The 21,817-nt window shown below is 74.2% G+C and carries 16 protein-coding genes and 1 pseudogene; 9 read left to right on the forward strand and 8 right to left on the reverse strand.

Going from position 1 to position 21,817, the window contains the following annotated elements; all coding sequences use genetic code 11:
* Positions 1-74 precede the first annotated feature (74 nt).
* On the forward strand, positions 75-923 hold the full coding sequence (locus tag FSW04_RS08450; RefSeq protein ID WP_146918243.1) for a hypothetical protein: 849 nt from the start codon (positions 75-77) through the stop codon (positions 921-923).
* Here FSW04_RS08450 and FSW04_RS08455 read toward each other — a convergent pair.
* The 5 genes from FSW04_RS08455 to FSW04_RS08475 all read right to left on the reverse strand — a co-directional run bounded on the left by FSW04_RS08455 (position 871) and on the right by FSW04_RS08475 (position 4,614).
* On the reverse strand, positions 871-1,092 hold the full coding sequence (locus tag FSW04_RS08455) for an LbetaH domain-containing protein (RefSeq protein ID WP_228431029.1): 222 nt from the start codon (positions 1,090-1,092) through the stop codon (positions 871-873). The two genes, FSW04_RS08450 and FSW04_RS08455, sit on opposite strands and share 53 nt — an antisense overlap.
* Positions 1,089-1,502, reverse strand: a complete 414-nt coding sequence (locus FSW04_RS25785; RefSeq protein WP_187369516.1) for a hypothetical protein — start codon at positions 1,500-1,502, stop codon at positions 1,089-1,091. Before FSW04_RS25785 ends, FSW04_RS08455 begins: the two co-directional genes overlap by 4 nt.
* Before the next feature lie 70 nt (positions 1,503-1,572).
* A complete protein-coding gene (locus FSW04_RS08465) occupies positions 1,573-2,427 on the reverse strand; it encodes a sigma-70 family RNA polymerase sigma factor (RefSeq protein WP_228431031.1) in 855 nt (284 codons plus the stop codon).
* 251 nt (positions 2,428-2,678) lie between these two features.
* Positions 2,679-3,365: a GDSL-type esterase/lipase family protein gene (locus tag FSW04_RS08470; RefSeq protein ID WP_146918250.1), complete on the reverse strand. Its 687-nt coding sequence runs from the start codon at positions 3,363-3,365 to the stop codon at positions 2,679-2,681.
* On the reverse strand, positions 3,358-4,614 hold the full coding sequence (locus tag FSW04_RS08475) for a 4-alpha-glucanotransferase (RefSeq protein WP_146918253.1): 1,257 nt from the start codon (positions 4,612-4,614) through the stop codon (positions 3,358-3,360). Before FSW04_RS08475 ends, FSW04_RS08470 begins: the two co-directional genes overlap by 8 nt.
* Before the next feature lie 137 nt (positions 4,615-4,751).
* On the opposite strand from FSW04_RS08475, the gene FSW04_RS08480 reads away from it, so the two are divergent.
* The 7 genes and pseudogenes from FSW04_RS08480 (at position 4,752) to FSW04_RS08510 (ending at position 17,714) form a co-directional block, all read left to right on the forward strand.
* On the forward strand, positions 4,752-6,638 hold the full coding sequence (locus FSW04_RS08480) for an alpha-1,4-glucan--maltose-1-phosphate maltosyltransferase (protein ID WP_321167685.1): 1,887 nt from the start codon (positions 4,752-4,754) through the stop codon (positions 6,636-6,638).
* Positions 6,635-8,050, forward strand: coding sequence for a maltokinase N-terminal cap-like domain-containing protein (locus FSW04_RS08485; protein ID WP_146918255.1), 1,416 nt, complete (start codon positions 6,635-6,637; stop codon positions 8,048-8,050). Before FSW04_RS08480 ends, FSW04_RS08485 begins: the two co-directional genes overlap by 4 nt.
* Positions 8,047-10,476 (forward strand): annotated as a pseudogene (glgB, locus tag FSW04_RS28370) (1,4-alpha-glucan branching protein GlgB). Before FSW04_RS08485 ends, glgB begins: the two are co-directional and overlap by 4 nt.
* A gap of 16 nt (positions 10,477-10,492) precedes the next feature.
* Positions 10,493-12,241 carry a malto-oligosyltrehalose trehalohydrolase gene (gene treZ, locus FSW04_RS08495; RefSeq protein ID WP_187369351.1) on the forward strand — a complete coding sequence of 583 codons (1,749 nt, stop codon included), beginning with the start codon at positions 10,493-10,495 and terminating at the stop codon, positions 12,239-12,241.
* Positions 12,238-14,370 (forward strand): glycogen debranching protein GlgX, encoded by a 2,133-nt coding sequence (glgX, locus tag FSW04_RS08500; protein ID WP_146918259.1) that lies wholly within the window; start codon positions 12,238-12,240, stop codon positions 14,368-14,370. The genes treZ and glgX overlap by 4 nt, the downstream gene beginning before the upstream one ends.
* On the forward strand, positions 14,367-16,442 hold the full coding sequence (gene treY / locus FSW04_RS08505; protein ID WP_146918261.1) for a malto-oligosyltrehalose synthase: 2,076 nt from the start codon (positions 14,367-14,369) through the stop codon (positions 16,440-16,442). The genes glgX and treY overlap by 4 nt, the downstream gene beginning before the upstream one ends.
* A gap of 63 nt (positions 16,443-16,505) precedes the next feature.
* Positions 16,506-17,714, forward strand: a complete 1,209-nt coding sequence (locus FSW04_RS08510; protein ID WP_146918263.1) for a glycosyltransferase family 4 protein — start codon at positions 16,506-16,508, stop codon at positions 17,712-17,714.
* Between the two features lie 70 nt (positions 17,715-17,784).
* Here FSW04_RS08510 and FSW04_RS08515 read toward each other — a convergent pair whose 3' ends face one another.
* Entirely contained in the window at positions 17,785-19,302 is a 1,518-nt protein-coding gene (locus FSW04_RS08515; protein ID WP_187369352.1) for a serine protease, read from the reverse strand.
* 317 nt (positions 19,303-19,619) lie between these two features.
* On the opposite strand from FSW04_RS08515, the gene FSW04_RS08520 reads away from it, so the two are divergent.
* Complete coding sequence (locus FSW04_RS08520; protein ID WP_146918268.1) at positions 19,620-20,822, forward strand: NAD(P)/FAD-dependent oxidoreductase; 1,203 nt, start codon at positions 19,620-19,622, stop codon at positions 20,820-20,822.
* On the opposite strand, the gene FSW04_RS08525 is transcribed toward FSW04_RS08520, so the two are convergent.
* Entirely contained in the window at positions 20,819-20,998 is a 180-nt protein-coding gene (locus FSW04_RS08525; RefSeq protein ID WP_146918270.1) for a hypothetical protein, read from the reverse strand. The genes FSW04_RS08520 and FSW04_RS08525 overlap by 4 nt on opposite strands.
* A gap of 13 nt (positions 20,999-21,011) precedes the next feature.
* Entirely contained in the window at positions 21,012-21,809 is a 798-nt protein-coding gene (locus FSW04_RS08530) for a lysyl oxidase family protein (RefSeq protein ID WP_146918273.1), read from the reverse strand.
* Positions 21,810-21,817 lie beyond the last annotated feature (8 nt).

The following is a 21,817-nucleotide window of genomic DNA, read 5'->3' on the forward strand; positions in this document are numbered from 1 at the left end:
CGCCCGGTGGCGGAAGCCCCCGCCCGGCCGCCCATCCCTCGCCGCCGTCGCCCGGGTCGGGTACACCTTGCGGCATGGCTGACGACCCCGTCGACGAGCTCTACGGCCTCCCGCCCGCCGACTTCGTGGCACAGCGCGACGCGCTGGCGCGCCGCCTGCGACAGGACGGCGATCGCGAGCGCGCCGTCGCGGTCAAGGCGCTGGGCCGGCCGACGCGGGCGGCGTGGGCGGTCAACCGGCTCGTGCGCGACCGCCCGGAGGAGATCGGCGCGCTGCTGGAGGCCGGCGAGGCGCTCGCGGCCGCTCAGGAGCAGCTGCTCGACGGCGCCGACGCGGGCGTCCTGCGTGCCGCGGCCGAGGCCTCGCGGCGGCTGGTCGACGCGCTGGCCCAGGAGGCCGAGGCCGACGGCGCCACGCGCGATCGCGTGCGCGCGACGCTGCATGCGGCGACGGTGGACCCGGCCGTGCGGGCCGAGGTCGCCGCGGGGCGCCTGACCAAGGAGCGCTCAGCGTCGGGCTTCGGCCCCGAGGCGCCCGGCGATCGGCGGCGGTCGGGTGCCCGGGGCGCCGGGCGCCGGGCGGCGACCGGACGCAAGGGGGCCGCCGGCGGCGGGCGCGGAGCCGCGGCGGCGCGCAACGGCAAGGACAAGGACAACGGCGCCGCGGCCTCGGCGAAGGCCGCCACGCGCGAGCCGCCGGCGCCCCGGCCCGATCCGCGCGTGGCGCGGCGGCGCCGCGACGCGCTGCGCCGGGCCAAGGAGGCCGAGGCCACCGCGCAGGGCGCCGTGGCCGGCGCCCAGCGCGCCCTCGAGCAGGTTGAGGCGACGGTGCAGGAGCGCCGGCGGGACCTCGAGCGGGCCGAGGCGGCGCTCAGCGCGGCCCGGGCGCGCCGGGAGCGCGCGGAGCAGGCTGCGGACGGCTGACGGCGCGCACGGGCCGGGGGACCGCGGCGGGCACCCCGCCGACCGCGGCGCCCGGCGCCACGTCGGCGCTGACCACGGCGTGGGCGCCGACGACGGCGCCGGCGCCGACCGTCACGCCGCGCAGCAGCGCCGCGCCCGGTCCGACGCGGGCGCCGTCGCCGACGCTCACCGGCGCGGTGACCAGGCCCTGCTCGCGCAGGGGCGCTCGGGGTCGTCGAAGCGCCGGTCGGCGTCGGTCAGCACGACCTCGTCGGCCAGCAGGCATCCCGTGCCGAGCGTGACGCGCTCGTGGGCGCTGAGCACGCAGCGGTCGCCGAGGCGCGTCCCGGCGCCGACGACGACGGTCGCGCCGGGCCCGGCCTGCAGGCGGCAGCCGTCGCCGAGGGCGCAGCCGGCGCCGAGCACGATCCGCGCGCCGGGGCCGACGGCGAACCGCACGCCGCGCCCGAGGACGATCGTGCCCTGCACGGTGACGCCGCGCCGCGTGGCACGGCGCGTGCGCAGGCGGTCGCGCCACCCGGCCGGCCGGGGCGGCGCGGCGGGCGGTGCGACCTCAGGATGCGGATGGGCGGCCGTCATCGGGCCGCCCATCGTAGGAGCCGGGGCGCGCTCGCGGTCCCTCGCGAGCGGTCCGGCGGTCGGTCGGTGCCTAGGCCGCGACGCGCAGGGACTTGACGTCCCCGTCGGCGGCCAGCCGGCGCAGGGCGCGCTCCTCGGCCTGGCGGGCCTTGGAGGGCGGCATGCCGAGCCGGCGCGCGGCCTGGACGAGCGTGTGCTCGCCATCGCCGCCGGTGCCGAAGCGCAGGTTGATGACCTCGCGCTCGTCCTCCGGCAGGCGGTTGACGGCCTCGCGCAGCGAGGACGCCTCCGTCTCACGCTCGACCTCCTCGTCGACGGTCTCGCCGTCGGCGGGGAGCAGGGCGCCCAGCGCGGTCTCGCCGTCGTCGCCGACGGTCTGGTCCAGGCTGGCCAGCGCCCGGTCCCGCTCCCGCAGGAGCGCGACCTCGTCGAGCTCGAGCTCGGCCGCGGCGGCGATCTTCTCGTCCGTCGGCGGCTCGCCATGCTCGGCGGTCAGCTCACGCTCCACGCGGGCGATCCGTCGCGCGCGCTGCGACATATGGGAGGGAAGGCGGATCGTGCGGCCGGTGTTGTCCAGCCCGCGCTGGAGCGCCTGGCGGATCCAGATCGTCGCGTACGTCGAGAACCGGTAGCCCTTGCGGTAATCGAACTTCTCGACGGCGCGGATGAGGCCGAGCATGCCTTCCTGGACGAGGTCGTCCAGCGTCAGGCCCTGCCCCACGTAATGGCGTGCCACCGAGACGACCAGACGCAGGTTCGAGTTCACCAGGAGGTCCTTCGCATCGAGGTCGCCGCGCTCGATGCGCTGGGCGAGCTCGATCTCCTTGGCGGGATCGAGGAGCTGGTACTGGCTCGCGCGACGCAGGAGCTGGTCCAGCGGCGTCGCGAGGACGTCATGGGTGAGGGTGGGGGTGGAGGGGGTCAACAAGGTCCTTTCCCGGGTCAAATCCCGATTGCTACAGTCGGGATTGTACGCGATAGTCGTTGCTTGCGCAACTGTGACGCACGTCACGGAGGCGTCGAGTTGCGCGGGGAGGGGATTCGGGGTCAGCCGCCTCCGCGAGGCGACGGTCACAAGGTTCCAGACCCGCCTGAAGCGCTCCTAAGGCCCGGCGCGCACGGTGTTCCCGTTCCTTCGCCGTACGAAAACCAGGACCTGCCCGGTTCACCGGCCCGTCAGCGGGCGCGCTCGGCCCACCGGCGCCGCCGGTCGCGCAGCAGATGCGCGGGCTGGCGGGTCAGCGCGTAGCGCAGGTCGGCACGCGGCCCCCGCATGACCCCGGCGATCGCGGCGGGCCGGGCCGCCAGGCCCAGCGCGGCGGCGGCCCGCTCGGCGATCTCGAGCTGCCCCAGCGCCGTGGGGTGCACGGCGTCGGGGAAGACCAGCCGCCAGCCGCGGAGGTCGTCGAGGCCGGCGACGGCGGCGTCGTGACGCGCGGCCGCCGCGCGCACGATCGCGTTGAGCACGGCGACCTTGGCGCCCGCGCGCGGGCGCCCCAGGTCCAGCGGCAGCGTGGCGACGCAGAGGCGCTGCGCCCGCGGCGCCAGCGTCGCGAGGATCGTCTCCAGCGCCTGCGCGTACGCGCCCGGGTCCCAGCCGGGCGCGCGCACATCGTTGGTCCCCACGTGCACGCAGGCCAGCGCGTAGTCGCCGCGGGCGCGCGGGAGGAGCCCGGCGGCGATGTCCGGCGCGACGGCACCGGCGCGGGCGAGCCGGTGGAACGGGAGGTCCAGGGCCTCGGCCAGCCACTGGGCCCACGCGCGGGGCGGCACGCCGAACGCGCCCTCCTCGGGCCCACAGGAGATCGAGTCGCCCAGGCCCAGCACGGGGCCGCCCGGTGCGGCGCCCCCGGCCTCAGGCACGCCCCGCCTCCTCGGTCACCGCGCGCAGGCGGCGGGCGTGCGCGGCGGTGAGCTGGCCCTCCCGCAGGCGCCACTTCCAGGAGCGCCCGGCCGTCCCGGGCAGGTTCATGCGCGCCTCGCCGCCCAGGCCGGCGACGTCCTGGGCCTGGAGCATCACGAGGTCGGCGGCCGAGCGCATCCACAGGCGGGTGACCGCCCACTCGATCTGCTCGTCATCGATCCCCGCCTCGTCCAGCGCCGCGCGGACCTCCGTGCGCCGGGGTGCCTCCAGCGTGTCCCACCAGCCGCGCAGGGTGTCGGTGTCATGGGTGCCCGTGTAGGCGACGACGTCGCGGGCGTGGTTCTCGAGGCGGTGCGGCCCCCGCGGGTCGTCGGGGTCGAAGGCGAACTGCGCGACGACCATCCCGGGGTAGCCGAGGGCGCGCCGCAGGCGGGTCACCGGCGGGGTGATCACGCCGAGGTCCTCGGCGATGAACGCCATGGCGTCCAGCTCGCGCGCCGCGGCACGGAAGGGCGCGATGCCCGGCCCGCGGCGCCAGGTGCCGCCGCGCGCGTCGCGGTCGCCCGCGGGCACCGCCCAGTAGGCCACGAACGCGCGGAAGTGGTCCAGGCGCGCGAGGTCGTAGAGCTCGAACGTGCGCCGGAACCGCTCGACCCACCAGCGGTAGCCGCGGCGCTGCAGCGCCGGCCAGTCGTAGATCGGGTTGCCCCAGCGCTGGCCCGCGGCGGTGAACGCGTCGGGCGGGACGCCCGCCACGACGCCGTCGAGGAAGAGCTCGGGCCACGCCTTCTGGTCGTAGGAGCCGGGCGCGACGTAGATCGGCACGTCGCCGATGAGCCGCACGCCGCGCGCCGCGGCGTAGGCGCGCAGCGCCGCCCACTCGCGGTCGAAGCGCACCTGGTCGGGCAGGGCGCGCGCCGGCAGCGAGCCGGCCCAGAAGGCGTGCGCGGCCACGAAGGCCTCGAGCTCCTCCGGGGCGACCTCGGCATCGGGGTGCTCGAGGAACCCGGGCCAGGCGGCGAACGCCGAGCTGGCCTTGTAGGGCGACCCATAGCGGTCGGGAGGGCCCAGCGGGAGCATCTGCCACCAGGACTGGCCGGCCTCGGCGAGCCAGTCCACGAACCCGCGCGCGTCAGGCCCCAGACGTCCGGAGGGCAGCGACGTGAGGTGCAGCTGGACCCCGCTGGAGCGCCCCGCGGGGCGGTCGCGGGCCTCCGGGGCTGGATTAAGACGTTCGGCAGGCGTCATTCTGGGAAGAGTCGATCACAGTGCCCGATCGCCCAACGGACCAACCCACCCGTGCTCGCCCCGCCAAGGACGGAGGCGCGCCTCGACGCGCACGCACGCCCGCGCCGCCGCGGATCGTCATCCTGGCCCCGCAGCCCGTGCTCGACGGCGGCCGCTTCGCCGCCAAGCGCTCCGTGGGGGAGTCCGTGCCGGTCAGCGCGACGATCTTCGCCGACGGCCATGACGTGCTGCGCGCCGTCGTGCGCTGGCGCGCCCCGGGCGGCCGGCGCTGGAGCGAGGCGCCGCTGACGCACATCGACGCCCACGTCGACGGCGACACGTGGGCCGGCACGTTCCCGGTCGACGCCGCCGGGCGCTGGCAGTGGACGATCGAGGCATGGGTCGACGCCTTCGCGTCCTGGCGCAAGGAGTTGCACCGCAAGGTCGACGCCGGTCAGCACGACCTCGCGGGCGAGCTCAGCGAGGGCGTCGCGCTGCTGCGCGCCGCGGCACGACGGGCGAAGTCCGCCGGCGACCGCCGCCTGATCGAGCACGCGGTCACGACCCTGACCGACGACGAGGTCCCCGAGGAGGCCAAGCACGACGTCGCGCTCGGCGCCGAGCTGGCCGCGGCCGTCGAGCGCCACCCCGATCGCTCGCAGGCATCCTCGCTCGAGGCGCCCGCCGAGCTGGACGCCGACCCCGAGCTCGCGCGCTTCGGCAGCTGGTACGAGCTGTTCCCACGCTCGTGGGGCGGGTTCCGCGGCACCGCCGACGCCGTGCCGGACATCGCGGCACTCGGCTTCGACGTCCTGTACCTCACGCCGATCCACCCCATCGGCGAGACGAACCGCAAGGGCGCCAACAACACGCTGACGGCCGGCCCCGGGGACCCCGGCAGCCCGTGGGCCATCGGCCTGCACGGCGTCGGCGGCCACGAGGCGGTGCACCCCGACCTGGGCACGCTGGAGGACTTCGACCACCTGGTCCAGACCGCCAAGGCCCACGGCATGCAGATCGCGCTGGACTTCGCGATCCAGTGCTCGGCCGACCATCCGTGGCTGACCGAGCACCCGGAGTGGTTCCACCGCCGTCCTGACGGGTCGTTGAAGTACGCCGAGAACCCGCCGAAGAAGTACCAGGACATCTACAACGTCAACTTCCAGTCCGAGGACTGGAAGAACCTGTGGAACGCGCTGCTGAAGATCGTGCTGCTGTGGGTCGACCGCGGCGTGACCGTCTTCCGCGTCGACAACCCGCACACCAAGCCGATCGCGTTCTGGGAGTGGATGATCCGCGAGGTGCGCGCCAAGCGCCCCGACGTGATCTTCCTCGCCGAGGCGTTCACGCGCCGCGCGGTCATGCGGACGCTGGCCAAGGCCGGGTTCAACCAGTCCTACACGTACTTCACGTGGCAGCAGTCGCGCTGGGACCTGGAGCGGTACCTGCTCGAGCTCGCCTACGAGACCGAGGACTACTACCGCCCCAACTTCTTCGCCAACACCCCGGACATCCTCACGGAGCAGCTCCAGCACGGCGGCCTGCCGGCCTTCGAGTCGCGACTCGTGCTCGCGGCCACGCTGAGCCCGACGTACGGGATCTACTCGGGCTACGAGTGGGGGGAGAACGTCGCGGTCCGCGAGGGCAGCGAGGAGTACCTGGACTCCGAGAAGTACGCGACCCACGAGCGCTCGCTGCACGGCGCGCCGCTGCTCGGGCTCGTGCGGCTGCTCAACGAGGCGCGCCGCGCCCACCCCGCGCTGCAGCACCTGTCCAACATCGAGTTCCTGGACACCGCCAACGACGGGCTCATCGCCTACGTCAAGCGCCACGAGGGCGACACGGTGCTCACCGTGGTGTGCCTCGACGCGCAGTGGGCGCAGGAGGGCCTGGTCACCGTGCCGGCCCATCTCGGGCTGCCGCCCGTCTTCCAGGTCCAGGACCTCCTCGACGGCCGGCGCTACGACTGGCACCTGGGCGGCAACTTCGTGCGGCTGGTGCCCGGCGAGAAGCAGGCCCACGTCTTCCGCGTCGTGCACGCATGAGCCGCGCCCGGCCGGAGCCCGTCGGCGGACAGCGGCTCGACCTCCCCGGCGAGGACGCGCTGCGGGCCTTCGTGGTGGGCCGGCGCTGGTTCGGGTCCAAGTCGCGCGAGGTCGCCCACGTGCGCATGCTCGAGACGATCCCGCTCACCGACGGGCCGCTCGTGCTCGGGCTGCTCGAGGTCGAGTTCGCGGAGGGCGACACCGACCTCTACCAGCTGCCGATCGGCGTCCGCGAGGAGGGCAGCTGGACCGGCGAGGTCATCAGCGCCGGCGACGGCACCGTGACCTACGACGCGATGACCGACCCCGAGCTGGTCCGCGCGCTGGTGCGGCTCATGGGCGACGACGCCGACGTCGAGACCGCCCACGGCACCGCGGAGTTCCGCGCCCTGGCGCCGGGCCTCGGCGAGGTCGGCGCGGTGCGCCCGATGGGCGCCGAGCAGTCCAACTCCTCCGTCGTGCTCGACGAGCGCCTCGTGCTCAAGGCCTACCGCCGGCCGGGCCGGGGGCCCAACCCCGAGCTGGAGATCCTGCGCTTCCTCACCGCGCGCGGCTTCCCCCACATCGCCACCCTGCGCGGCTGGTATGCCCACACGGGCCCGGCGCTCGACGCCACGCTGGGCATCGTCCAGGACTTCCTCGGCGGCGCGACCGACGGCTGGGACCTCGCGCTGGCCGACCTCGGCGAGGACCCGGGCCGCTTCGTGGCCCGCGCCCGCGCGCTGGGCGAGGTCACCGGCCGGATGCACACCGCGCTGGGCTCCGGGCACGACGACCCCGCCTTCGCCCCCGAGGCGAGCGCCCCCGAGACGCTCGGCCTGCTGGCCGCCGAGCTCGACGCCGAGATCCGGCGCGTCTTCGCCGCCCTGCCCGGCGACCGCGACGACCTCGCGCCGGTCCGCGGGCGCGGCGAGGCGGTGCGCGAGCGGCTGGCCCAGCTCACGCGCGACGGCTCGGCCGGGCCCGTCATCCGCCACCACGGCGACTACCACCTCGGCCAGGTCATGCACACCGCCGGCGGCGACTGGGTCGTCCTGGACTTCGAGGGCGAGCCGGCCCGGACGCTGGCCGAGCGGCGCCGCAAGCGCTCGCCGCTGCGCGACGTGGCGGGCATGCTGCGCTCCTTCGCCTACGCCGCGGCGGCCGGCCGGCTGCTGCACGGGGCCGAGGCGCCCGCCGGCTGGGAGGACGAGGTCCGCGCCGCCTACCTGGACGGCTACCTCGAGCACACCGACGAGCGCCTGCTGCCGCCGGGCCGTGGCGCCGTGGCCCGGCTGCTGTCGGTGTTCGAGCTCGAGAAGGCCGTGTACGAGCTGCGCTACGAGCTGGACAACCGCCCGGACTGGGTCCCCATCCCGGTGGCGGGCATCGCGCGGCTGCTGGAACCCGACGAGCACGAGGTGGAGGGATGAGCCGCATGATGCATCAGGAGCGCTTCACCAAGCCCTGGCAGCGCGACGCCGAGGCGCTCGCGCACGGGGAGCTGTCGGACCCGCACGCGCTGCTGGGCGCCCACCCCGACGGCGACGGCGGCACCATCGTGCGCGCCTGGCGCCCTGGCGCCGAGCACGTCGCGGTCCGCACGGCCGACGGGCGCAGCTTCGGCTGCGAGCAGGTCCACCCGGCCGGCCTGTGGGCCACGCACCTCGACGGGCTCGCGCCCGCGCCGCGCTACGAGATCGAGACGCGCTACCCGGACGGCCTCGAGGTCACCGCGCCCGACCCCTACGCCTTCGGTCCGACGGTCGGCGACGTCGACCTCCACCTGGCCGGCGAGGGCCGCCACGAGGAGATCTACGAGCGCCTCGGCGCCCACGAGCGCGAGCTCGACGGCGTCGCCGGGTGCGCGTTCGCGGTGTGGGCGCCGGCCGCCCGCTCCGTCGCGCTCGTCGGGGACTTCAACTCCTGGGACGGCCGGCAGCACCCGATGCGGGCGATGGGCGCCTCCGGCATCTGGGAGCTCTTCCTGCCCGGCGTGGGGGAGGGCACCCTGTACAAGTTCGAGATCCGGACGCAGGCCGGCGAGCTGCGGGTCAAGACCGACCCCTATGCGCGCCAGGTCGAGATCTCGCCCAGGACCGCCTCGATCGTCTCGCGCAGCCGCCACGAGTGGACCGACGGGGAGTGGATGACGCGGCGCCGCGCCGAGGTCCCGCACGACCGGCCGATGTCGGTCTACGAGGTCCACCTGGGCTCCTGGCGCCGCGACCCGGGCAGCCCCGAGGGGCTGTTGACCTATGCGCAGCTGGCCGACGAGCTGGCCGCCTACACCACCGACATGGGGTTCACCCACGTCGAGCTGCTGCCGGTGATGGCCCATCCGTTCACGGGGTCGTGGGGCTACCAGGTCACCGGGTACTTCGCGCCCGACCCGCGGCTCGGCACGCCCGACGACCTCAAGGCGTTCGTCGACCGGATGCACGAGCACGGGGTCGGCGTGCTGCTGGACTGGGTGCCCGCGCATTTCCCGCGCGACGACTGGGCGCTGGCGCGCTTCGACGGCACCGCGCTCTACGAGCACGAGGACCCACGCCGCGGAGCGCACCCGGAGTGGGGCACGCTGGTGTTCAACTTCGGGCGCAACGAGGTCCGCAACTTCCTGCTGGCCAGCGGCCTGTTCTGGTGCGACGAGTACCACGCCGACGGGCTGCGGGTCGACGCCGTGGCCTCCATGCTCTACCTCGACTACTCGCGCAAGGCGGGCGAGTGGATCCCCAACGAGCACGGCGGCCGTGAGGACCTCGAGGCCGTCGCGTTCCTCAAGGAGCTCAACGAGGTGCTGCACGCGCGCCAGCCCGGCGTGATCTCGGCGGCCGAGGAGTCGACCGCGTGGCCGGGGGTCTCGCGGCCGACGTACGTCGGGGGCTGGGCTTCGGGTTCAAGTGGAACATGGGCTGGATGCACGACACGCTCGACTACTTCGCCCACGACCCGATCCACCGCCGCTACCACCACCACGAGCTGACGTTCTCGCTGATGTACGCCTTCAGCGAGAACTTCATCCTGCCGCTGAGCCACGACGAGGTCGTCCACGGCAAGGGCACGATCTACTCGCGCATGCCCGGCGACCACTGGCAGAAGCTGGCCAACACCCGCGCCCTGTACGCCTACCAGTGGGCCCACCCCGGCAAGCAGCTGCTGTTCATGGGCCAGGAGTTCGCCCAGGTCCAGGAGTGGTCGGCCGAGCGCTCGCTGGACTGGCACCTGCTCGAGGACACCTCCGGGCACGGCGGGGTCCAGCGCCTCGTGCGCGACCTCAACCACGTCTACCGCGACCGGCCGGCGCTGTGGCAGCGCGACGAGTCCCCGGAGGGCTTCTACTGGATCGAGGCCAACGACGCCGAGAACAGCGTCGTGGCCTTCGCCCGCGAGGGCGAGGACGGCCGCGTCGTCGTCTGCGTGATGAATCTCACGCCCGTCGTCCGCAAGGGCTACCGGATCGGCCTGCCGCGCCCGGGCCGCTGGCTCGAGATCCTCAACACCGACGCCGAGGTCTACGGCGGCTCGGGCGTGGGCAACCTCGGCGCCGTGGAGGCCGAGGCGCTGCCATGGCACAGCCAGCCCATGTCGGCCGCCCTGGACCTGCCGCCGCTCGGCGTGCTCTGGCTGGCGCCGGAGGGCTGAGGGGCCGCGGGCGCGCCAGACGCCCCGCGTCCTGCGTGGGTCCAATCGAGCGTCACATGGACTCCACCATCGACCCAGGCCGGCGAGCGGACCGCGGGCGCGGGCAGCCCGGGCGCCGGTGCCCGCCCCACCCCCGAGATCGCACGCGATCGCGCGCTTCGCCAGGATGGGAGGCGCCCTCCGGCGAGGCCCACGTGTCCGCAGGGCCGCATGAGGGAACGGTGCATCCGATGTCCGCCACGACACTCCCCTGGGAGCGCCCGCTGGGCGCCACGCCCGTCGGCGACGGCCGCGTGCGGTTCCGCGTGTGGTCCCAGCACACGCAGCCCACGCTCGTCGTCGGGGAGGCCGAGCACGCGATGGACGACGAGGGCCACGGCGTGTGGTGCGCCACGGTGCCCGCCGCCGCCGGCGACGACTACGCCTACGTCCTGGACGGCGTGCGCCACCCGGATCCGTGCACGCGCCTGCAGCCCGCGGGCCTGCGCGGCCCGTCGCGCGTCGTGGACCCCGGCGCGTGGACCTGGCACGACCAGGCGTGGGACGGCGTGCGCCTCGAGGACCTCGTCCTCTACGAGCTGCACGTCGGCACGTTCACCGACGAGGGGACGTTCGACGCGGTCATCGGCCACCTCCCCGAGCTGGCCGCCCTCGGCGTGACGGCCATCGAGCTCATGCCCGTCGCCGACTTCCCCGGCCGCCGCGGCTGGGGCTACGACGGCGTCTACGTCTGGGCCACGCACGAGGCCTACGGCGGGCCCGACGGCCTGCAGCGCCTCGTCGACGAGGCCCACCGCGCCGGAATCGCCGTCATCCTCGACCTGGTGCTCAACCACGTCGGCGCGTCGGGGGAGGCGTCCCTGCGCGCGTTCGGCCCGTACTTCACCGACCGCTACTCGACGTTCTGGGGCGAGGCGATGAACTACGACGGCGCCGGCTCGGGTGCCGTGCGCGAGTGGGCGTGCCAGGCGGCCGAGGCCTTCGTGCGCGACCTGCACCTCGACGGCCTGCGCCTGGACGCCGTGCACGCGATCTTCGACCAGGGCGCCGAGCACCTCGTCGCCGCGCTCGCGCGACGCGTGCACGCCGAGCGATGGTCGTCGCTCGTCATCGCCGAGTCGGGCCTCAACGACCCCAAGGTGGTGCGCGACGCCGCCCACGGCGGCTGGGGCTGCGACGCCGCGTGGGCCGACGACGTCCACCACGCGATCCGCACGCTGGTCACCGACGAGCACGAGGGCTACTACGCCGAGTTCGGCCGCATGGCCGATCTGGCCCACGTCTTCCGCGACCCCCACCTGCACGACGGCCGCTGGTCCGAGTTCCGGGCCCGGCGCTTCGGCGCCCCCGCCGGCGGCGAGGCGCCGGAGCGCTTCGTCGTCTTCGACCAGAACCACGACCAGGTCGGCAACCGCGCGCTCGGCGACCGCCTGCCGCCGCAGGCCCGCCCGCTGGCCGCGTTCTGCACGCTGCTGTCGCCGTACACGCCCATGCTGTTCATGGGCGAGGAGTACGGCGAGCGGGCGCCGTTCCAGTTCTTCACCGACCACATCGACGAGGAGATCGCCATCGCCACGCGCGACGGACGCCGACGCGAGTTCGCGTCGTTCACGAGGTTCGCCGGGGAGGAGGTCCCCGACCCGCAGGACCCGGCGACGTTCGAGCGCTCCCGGCTCACCCGCGAGGGCGACCCGGCGCTGCGCGAGCTCTACCGCGCGCTGCTGGCCGCGCGGCGCCGGCTGCCGCGGGGGCCCGTCGACGACGTCCGCTTCGACGAGGACGCGCGCTGGATCCGCGTGCGCCGGGGCGATCATGACCTCGTGATGAACTTCGCCGCCGCCCCGCAGACGCTGCCCGCCCGTGCGCAGGACCTGGTGCTGGCCACCGACGACGCCGCCGCCGTGCTGTCCGACGGCTGGGTGGCGCTGCCCCCGCTCTCGGGCGCTCTGGTGCGACGCTCCGCCGAGGGTCCGGCGTGAGCCGCGAGGCCTGGCCCGGCGAGCCGTTCCCGCTCGGTCCGATCTGGGACGGCGAGGGCACCAACTTCTCCCTGTTCAGCGAGCACGCCGAGGGCGTCGAGCTGTGCCTGTTCGACGGCGACGGGGCCGAGGAGCGCATCCGCGTCGTGGACCACACGGCCCACAACTGGCACGTCTACCTGCCGGGCGTCGGCCCGGGGCAGCGCTATGCCTACCGCGTGTACGGCCCGTACGCGCCGACGCAGGGCCATCGCTTCAACCCCGCCAAGCTGCTCATCGACCCTTACGCCAAGGCGATCGACGGGACGGTGGACTGGGACGCGGCCAACGCGCTGCCCTACACCCCGCCCGACGACGAGGTCACCGACGACGCCGACCTCGAGCCCGACGACGAGGACAGCGCGCCCGCGATCCCCAAGTGCGTCGTCGTCGACCCGTCGTTCGACTGGCAGGACGACCGGCCACCGCGCATCCCGTGGACCGACACGGTGATCTACGAGACCCACGTCAAGGGCCTCACCAAGCGCTTCCCCGGACTCCCCGAGGAGCTCCAGGGCACCTACGCCGGGCTGGCCAGCGACGAGGTGGTCGGCTACCTCAAGGACCTGGGCGTCACGGCCGTCGAGCTGCTGCCCGTGCACCACATCGCCGACGAGTCCTTCCTGCACGAGCACGGCCTGACGAACTACTGGGGCTACTCGACGATCGGCTACCTGGCCCCGCACTCGCCCTACGCCGCCAGCAAGGACCCGGGCGGCAACCTCAAGGAGTTCAAGGGCATGGTCAAGGCGCTGCACCGCGCCGGCCTCGAGGTGTTCCTCGACGTGGTGTACAACCACACCGCCGAGGGCAACCACCTCGGACCGATGCTCTCGTTCAAGGGCGTGGACAACTCGAGCTACTACCGCCTGTCGCCCGAGGACCCGCACTTCTACATGGACTTCACGGGCACGGGCAACACGCTCAACGCCGTGAGCCCGGCGGTGCTGCGCCTCATCATGGACTCGCTGCGCTACTTCGTCCTGGAGTGCCACGTCGACGGGTTCCGCTTCGACCTGGCCAGCACCCTGGCCCGCCAGTTCTACGACGTCGACCGGCTCTCGACGTTCTTCGACACCATCCACCAGGACCCGGTGCTGTCACAGGTCAAGCTCATCGCCGAGCCCTGGGACGTCGGCCCCGGCGGCTACCAGGTCGGCAACTTCCCCGTGCTGTGGAGCGAATGGAACGGCATGTACCGGGACACGATGCGCGACTTCTGGCGCGGGCAGGCCTCCGTCGCGGACTTCGCGTCGCGCTTCACGGGCTCCAGCGACCTCTACGGCGACGACGGCCGCCGGCCGTTCGCGTCGGTGAACTTCATCACCGCCCATGACGGCTTCACCCTGCACGACCTCGTCACCTACAACGACAAGCACAACGAGGCCAACCACGAGGACAACCGGGACGGCACCGACGACAACCGCTCCTGGAACCACGGCGTCGAGGGGGAGACCGACGACGCCGACATCGTCAAGCTGCGCAGCCGGCAGAAGCGCAACCACCTGACGACGCTGCTGCTGAGCCAGGGCGTGCCGATGCTCCTGGGCGGCGACGAGATGTGCCGCACGCAGCAGGGCAACAACAACGGCTGGTGCCAGGACTCCGAGCTGTCCTGGTACGACTGGGACGTCCGCGACGACTGCACCGAGCAGCGCGACTTCACGCGCCGGCTCATCGCGCTGCGCCGCGCCGAGCCCGTGTTCCGCCGCGAGCGCTTCCTCGCCGGAGAGCAGTCGGCGCCGGGCCTGCCCGACGTCTGGTGGTTCCGTCTCGACGGGCGGCGCATGACGCGCCGCGACTGGGAGAACCACGAGCACCGCTGGCTCGGCGCGTTCTTCAACGGCGACGACACCGGCATGCGCGACCGCCACGGACAGCCCATCACCGGCTCCTCGTTCCTGCTGCTGTTCAACGCCCATCACGAGGACGCCGTGTTCAAGCTGCCGGCCGCGCGCTTCGGTGCCCGCTGGGACGTCGAGCTGACCACCGCGGCGCCGTGGATCCAGCCCGGGGCCGAGAGCTACCGGGCCCGAGGCGACTGCTATGTCACGTCGCGCTCGATCACGGTGCTGCGGAGGACCACATGACCGCCCCGTTTCGCGCGACCTACCGCCTCCAGCTCGGCACCGACCTCGACTTCGCCGCCGCTCGCGCGCTCGTCCCCTACCTGGCCGAGCTCGGCGTGTCGCACGTCTACCTCTCGCCGTCCTTCCAGGCGCGCGAGGGCTCGACGCACGGCTACGACGTCATCGACCCGGGCCACGTCAGCGACGCCCTCGGCGGCGAGGAGGGCCTGCGCGCGCTGGCCGACGACGCCCACGCGCACGGCATGGGGATCATCCTCGACGTCGTCCCCAACCACATGGCGGCCGACGACGCCAACCGCTACTGGTCGGACCCGGCCCTGCGCGAGCAGTTCTTCGACGTCGACCCGGTCAGCGGCCGCCACCGCCGCTTCTTCGACATCGACGACCTCGCGGGCGTGCGGGTCGAGGACCCCGAGGTCTTCGCCGCGACCCATGCGCTGGCGCTGCGCCTCGTGGCGGAGGGCGTCGTCGACGGCCTGCGCATCGACCACCCCGACGGGCTCGCCGACCCGGCGCAGTACCTGCGGCGCCTGCGCGACGGCGGCGCCGCGCACGTGTGGGTCGAGAAGATCCTCGACCCCGCCGAGGAGCTGCGCCCCGACTGGCCCGTCGACGGCACGGTGGGCTACGAGTTCGCCAACGACGTCGCCGCGCTCTTCGTCGACCCGGCCGCCGAGGCCACCCTGACCGAGTTGTACGCCTCGCTGACGGGTGAGACGCGGCCGTTCGAGGCGCTGGCCGCGGAGGCCAAGCTCGAGCAGGCGACGACGACCTTCGCGCCCGAGGTCGAGCGCCTGCGCCGGCTGTGGCCGCAGGTGCCCGGCCTGGAGGAGGGGCTGGCGTCGCTGCCGGTCTACCGGACCTACGTCGAGCCGGCCGAGGGCCGCGTGGAGCAGGCCGACCGCGACGCGCTGGCGCAGGCCGACGGCCTGCCCGACGCCGTGCGCCATGCCGTCCTGCTCGAGGACGACGCCGCCGGCGCCGGCTGGAGCGACCTCGACGAGGCCACGCGCCGGGAGTTCGTCGTGCGCTTCCAGCAGACCACGCCGCCCGTGATGGCAAAGGGCGTCGAGGACACCGCCTTCTACCGCTACGTGCGGCTGCTGGCGCTCAACGAGGTCGGCGGCGACCCCGGCCGCTTCGGCATCACCGTCGACGCGTTCCACGCCGCCAACGCCCGGCGGCCGGTGCACAACCTCCTCGTCTCGAGCACGCACGACACGAAGCGCTCGGGCGACGTGCGCGCCCGGCTGTGCGCGCTGACGGCGATGCCCGGCGAGTGGGCCGGGGCGGTGCGCTCGTGGTTCGAGGTCAACGCGCCCCTGCGGACCGCCGGTGCGCCGACGCCCGCCGAGGAGCTGCTGATCTACCAGACGCTCGTCGGGGCGTGGCCCATCGAGGCCGAGCGCCTGGAGGACTACCTCGAGAAGGCGCTGCGCGAGGCGAAGGTCACCTCGAACTGGATCGACCCCGACCTCGAGCACGAGGCGGCCGTCAAGGCCTTCGCGGTCGGGCTGCTCGACCACGGGCCGTTCCGGTACGGCTTCGACGCCGTGGCGGCCCGTGTCGCCGAGCTCGGCGAGCGGGTGGCGCTGGCCCAGACGCTGCTCAAGCTCACCGTGCCCGGGATGCCCGACGTCTACCAGGGCGACGAGCTCTGGGCGCTGTCGCTCGTGGACCCCGACAACCGCCGCCCGGTCGACTGGGACGCCCGGCGCGCTGCGCTGGCCGCCCTGGGCGACGGTGCGCGCCCGACGCACGAGACGGCGAAGCTGCACGTCGTCGCCGCCGCGCTGGACCTCAGGCGCCGGCGCCCGGAGGCCTTCGACGGCGGCTACCGCGTCGTGCCCGCCGGCGACGACGTCGTCGCGTTCCTGCGCGGCGACGCGGTGCTGGCCGCCGTCGCCGTGCGCGACGACGCGACGGGCGCCGGCGGCTGGGAGCTGCCGCCCGACGCGGCCGGGCGCTGGCGCGACGTCCTGGGCGGCGAGGAGTACGAGCTGCCCGACGGCGCGACGCTCGCGGGCGTGCTCGGCCCCGACGGCCGGGCGCTGCTCGAGCGCGTGGGCTGAGGCCGGACCGCGGCGCCGCGACGCGTCGCGTCCTGGCCACCCGGCCAATACGATGGCCCCACGTTGCCGTTCCGGGTTCTGATCGTCTCGTGGGAGTACCCGCCGATCGTGGAGGGCGGCCTGGCCCGCGCGGTGCGCAAGCTCAGCGAGGCCCTCGTCGCGGACACCGCCGCCGAGGTCCATGTGCTGACCCGCGCCGGTGACCGCGGGCCGCTGGACGAGGTGCGCCACGGCGTGCACGTGCACCGGGTGCGCGAGCCGCGGCCACCGGCCGACCTCGAGGAGTTCGTGCAGTGGGTCGGCCACATGAACGGCGACCTGCTCGACCGTGGACGGCAGCTCGTGGAGGAGCATGCGTTCGATCTCGTCCACGGCCACGACTGGCTCGTCGCGGTCGCCGCCAAGCGGCTGGCCGACCACGCCGGCTGCCCGCTGGTGGCGACGGTCCACGCGACCGAGCACGGCCGCCACCAGGGCTGGGTGCACAAGCCGCCGCAGTCCGACATCCACCGCGCCGAGCGCTGGATGGTGCGGACCGCCGACCAGGTCCTGGTCTGCTCGCACTACATGCGCGGCCACGTCGCCGACGTCTTCGGGCTCGACGAGGCGCGCATCACGGTCACGCCGAACGGCATCGACCCCGACGACCTGCAGCCCATGCACGACCTCGACGCGCTGCGCGCGCGGTTCGCGGCGCCCCACGAGACGCTCGTGCTGCTCGTGGGGCGGCTGGTCTACGAGAAGGGCTTCCAGCACGCGCTGGAGGCGCTGGCCGGGCCGCAGGGCGTCATCGCCCGCGTGGGCGGGGTCCGGTTCCTCGTCGCCGGCTCGGGCTCGCACGAGTGGGAGCTCAAGGACCAGGCGCGGCGGCTGGGCCTCATGGACCACGGCACGTTCATGGGCTGGATCGGCGACGACGTCCTGCACTCGCTCTACCGGATCGCCGACCTCACGGTCGTCCCCTCGATCTACGAGCCGTTCGGGCTCGTGGCGCTGGAGGCGATGGCGTCGGGCTGCCCGTGCATCGTCGCCGACACCGGCGGGCTGCGGGAGGTCGTGCCCAACGAGCGCGTCGGGCTGCGCTTCACCGCCCGCGACCCGCGGTCGCTGGGCCGCATGATGGAGCGCGTCCTGACCGACGACGCGCTGCGCGAGCGCCTCGTGGCCCAGGCCTCCGAGCACGTGCTCGGCTTCGACTGGTCCGACGTGGCGCGCCAGACGCGCCGGGCCTACGCGGCGCTGCCGGGGCGCGGCGCGCCGGTCGCACGCTGAGGGGCGCGGGCGGGCGGGGGCGGTCCGGGCCCGGGCGTCGGCGGCGACCGCGGGCGGTCCCCGGCCGCCCTCAGCGCGACGTCCGGCGGGTCACCTTGACCGCGCGGGACTGGCGGTTGCCGGCCTGGTCGGCGGCGGCGACGGAGAAGACGTGGGTGCCCTTGCGCAGGCGTCCGGTGCTGACGGTGTAGGTCCCGGTGCCCGTGGCCCTGGCCTTCAGCGTCTTCCTCGTGGTCTTCGTGCAGGAGCGGCGCTTGCCCTTGCGGACGCACGACGTGCGGTAGCTCGTGGTGACGCTGACGCTGACGCGGGCGAGCCCGGAGCTGGGCTGGGGGTCGCTCACCGACAGCTTGAGCACGCAGGAGGCGCCCCTGCACCTGGCCGAGGTGACCTTCGCGGTCGGCGCACGCGTGTCGGCGGGGATGACCGGGAGCCCCTGCGGGGCCGTCGACGTCGGCGGCGGCGTGATGACGGCCGGGGGCGTCGCCACGGGCACCGGCACGGGGGCCGGGATCGCCACGGGCGCCGAGCGCGCCGTGGTCGTGCCGCTGAAGTTCGCATACGTCACCGTGCACGTCACGGTCGAGCCCGCGACCGAGGCGGGCACGGTGAGACTGCCTGAGGTGGAGAGCACCGTGCCGTCGGCCGCCACGAAGCTCATCTCGGTGGCGTGGCCACTGCTCCAGGCCCCCGCGGCACACGAGAGGACGCCCCCTACCGCGGGTGTCCCGGTCACGACCGGTGCACTGGTGTTCACCGGCACCGTCTCGGCCCGGGCGGTCGGGTTGACCAGGAAGGCGTGGACATCCGGGCCGGCGACGCGCGTATAGACCCCCGGGTATTGCGCCGTGGCGCACCCGACGCCCCAGCTGATGATGCCCACCAGCCGCCAGGTCCCGGAGATGCTCTGGGCCAGCGGCCCTCCGCTGTCGCCCTGGCAGGCGTCCTTGCCCAGGGTCCCCGCGCAGATCTGGATGGTGGTGTCGATCCCGCCGTAGGGCGCGCACGACGCCTTGTGGAGGTCGGAGATGACCTGCAGCGTGTTCGAGAGCGTGGGCGGGTTGGTCCCGCCGGCGGCCTGAGCCGCTGTCGAGCCCCAGCCACTGATCTGCAGGTTGTCGCTGAAGGACGGGTCGTGACCGACGTCGTCGAGGGCGATCGGCTTGACGCTGTCGCCGTTGAAGCTGAATCCGGGTGCCTGCAGCGTGAGGACGGCCGCGTCGTTGCTGAACGCGACCGGATCGAAATCCGGCTTGATCGCCACGGAGATGACGGTGACGCGCTGAACGCTCCCGCCGGTGAGCTGCCGACGATCACTCACGCCCCCGTAGACCCGGATCTCGTCCGGGGACGAGACGGCGTCGTTGTCGGTCGTGTCGTAGACGCAGTGCGCGGCGGTGACGACGTGCGTCGCGTCGAGGATCGATCCGCCGCAGAGGAACTGGCCCGGCAGCACCAGCGCCTGCCACGGCGCGTCGGTGGGGCTCGCCGTCGTCCCGCCCACGATCCGCGGCGCGACGGTGCCCGTGGTCGCGGCCTGTCCGCCGGCGGCGCCGACCAGGGTGGCCACCAGGGCAGCCAGGACCATGGTCACACGACGCATACGACGCTCAACGGCAGCTTTGGGCAAGAACTTAAGACTAACCCGGGAAGGCAAACGGGAGGGGGCTCGACGTCCGGGTGGCGCGCTCACGCCCAGGCGCACGCATCCCTCAATGTCAAGTGACTTCATGCAGAATTCGGATCGTGCCGCCCACATCGGCGACGAGCCCGCGGTCACGCTGCACCTCTGCTCGCCGCCGATGGGCCGGATGGGCGCCTACGAGGTCCTCGACGACGGGCGGCCGTCGCGCCGCTGGATCGCGGCCGACCAGGAGCTGGGGCAACGGCTGATACAACCCCGCCATGCCCGACCGCCGCGTGGACCATCTCCTCATCGGCGGTGGGATCGCCGCCGCGACCTGCGCGCAGGCGCTGCGCGAGCAGCGCGCCCCGGGCTCCGTGCTGCTCGTCGGCCGCGAGCTCGACGCGCCCTACCACCGGCCGCCGATCACCAAGGGCTACCTCGCGGGCACGGAGACGCGCCAGGACGCGGCCATCGAGCTGCCGGACGACGTCGAGGTGCTCACCCGGACGTCCGTGACGGCGCTGGACCCGGCGACCCACACCGCCACGCTGTCGACGAAGGAGACCGTCGAGTACGGCAACGCGCTGCTGGCCACCGGCGCGATGGTCCGCCGGCTGCAGGTCGACGGCAGCGCGCTGGAGGGCATCCACCACCTCCGCGCCCTGGGCAACGCCGACGCGCTGCGCGCCGACGCCGAGCAGGCCGGCGACGTCGTCTGCGTCGGCGGCTCCTACATCGGCTGCGAGGTCGCCGCGACGCTGGCCGCCCAGGGACGGCGCTGCACGGTGCTCCTGCAGGAGGAGGAGCCCTTGGAGCGCGGCTTCGGCCTCCAGGCGGGTGCCTGGGTGCGCGGCGTGCTCGAGGCCCACGGGGTGCAGGTCCTCGGCGGCGTCGAGGTCGAGCGCTTCGAGGCCGAGGGCGACGGCGACCGGGTCACCCGCGTCGTGCTCGCCGGCGGGCGCACCCTGCCGGCCGAGGTCGTCGTCTGCGGGGTCGGCGCGATGCCCGACGTCATGCTCGCGCGCAAGACCGGCCTGGAGCTCGGCCCGGCCGGCGGCGTGTGCTGCGACGCGCAGCTCGCGGTGCAGGGCGTCGAGGGGCTGTTCGCCGCCGGCGACGTGTGCGAGTACGAGAGCGTCGTGCACGGCCGCCGCGTGCGGATCGAGCACGAGGAGGTCGCCGCCGCGCACGGCCGCACGGCGGCGCGCAACATGCTCGGCGCCGGCGTGGAGCACACCGAGGTGCCCTACTTCTGGAGCGACCTGGCCGACTGGGCGACGCTCGAGTACGTCGGACCCGCCCACGCGTGGGACGAGGAGGTCGTCGACGGCGACATGGCCGGCGGGGCCTTCGCGATCTGGTACCTGCGGGAGGGCCGCGTCGCGGCGATGCTGCGCGCCGGCGACCACGGCGACCTGGACCGTGCCCGGGCGCTCATCGCGTCCGGCGAGGCGGTCGCGGCCGCCGACCTGCGGTCCTAGACCGGCTGGTTGTCCTCGCGCGCGTCGAGGTACTCCTGGTTCTCGGCCCGCTCGCCGAGCGACTGGGCCACGGCGAAGCCGATGAGCCCGTGCAGCAGCAGCGGGAACGCGACGAAGAACACGACGGCGAGGCCGAAGGTGGCCTTCCAGGCGGAAAGGGCGAGCACGAAGGACATCTCGCCGCGGATCCTACCGTCCTGAGGGGCAGCCGCGTGGTGCCACGCTGCCATGGCGCGGCGGCAGCCGGATCATGCGCTGCGCGGCGTTGTCGTCCTCGCGCTCCTCGATGAGCTCGCCGGTGGGATCGGCGCGGTGCACGAAGGCGAAGCAGCCGCGCAGCCCGGTGATGCTGATCCAGTTCTCGTGGTAGTGCCACGGGTACACGTCGGCCCATCCCGGCGATACGCCGAGGCGCAGCTCGCGGCGCGCATGGTCCTGGCTGCACGCCGGGTAGACGGCGCGACGCGGGCTGCGGGCGTAGCCGGCCACGCGGTCCAGGTCGCGGAGGCAGTACGACAGCTTGGGGCCGGTGCGGATCATGGCGGCGCGGGAGCCGTCGGGGTTGACCGTCCACAACTCGAAGCGCGCCGCCCGGAAGTACTTCCAGTAGTGGCCCTGACCGGGGATCGCCTTCCAGTAGACATAGCCGGCCTCGGGGAAGTAGACGGGGCGCCCGCGGCGGTCGTAGATCACCTGGGAGGCCTTGGCGTACCGCGGGTCCGACGTACGCGTGGCGCGCAGCTCCAGGGGCCCGGCGCCGTTGTTGACGATGTGGTTGGTCGCCAGCAGGCGCAGCACGTGCCCGGCTCGCTGCACGTGCAGGTCGCTGGGCGGGTCCATCCGCAGGTTGGGGCAGCGCAGGGCCAGCAGCGGGTCCTCGCACGGGCTCGTGCCGGGTCCGGCGGGACCGTCCTCGGCGGAGGCGGGCGCGGCGAGCAGCGCGCAGAGGATCGAGAGCGCGCAGGCAGCGCGACGCAGTCCGGGCATGGGGCACG

The sequence above is a fragment of the Baekduia soli genome (assembly GCF_007970665.1).
Classification (GTDB): Bacteria; Actinomycetota; Thermoleophilia; order Solirubrobacterales; family Solirubrobacteraceae; genus Baekduia; species Baekduia soli.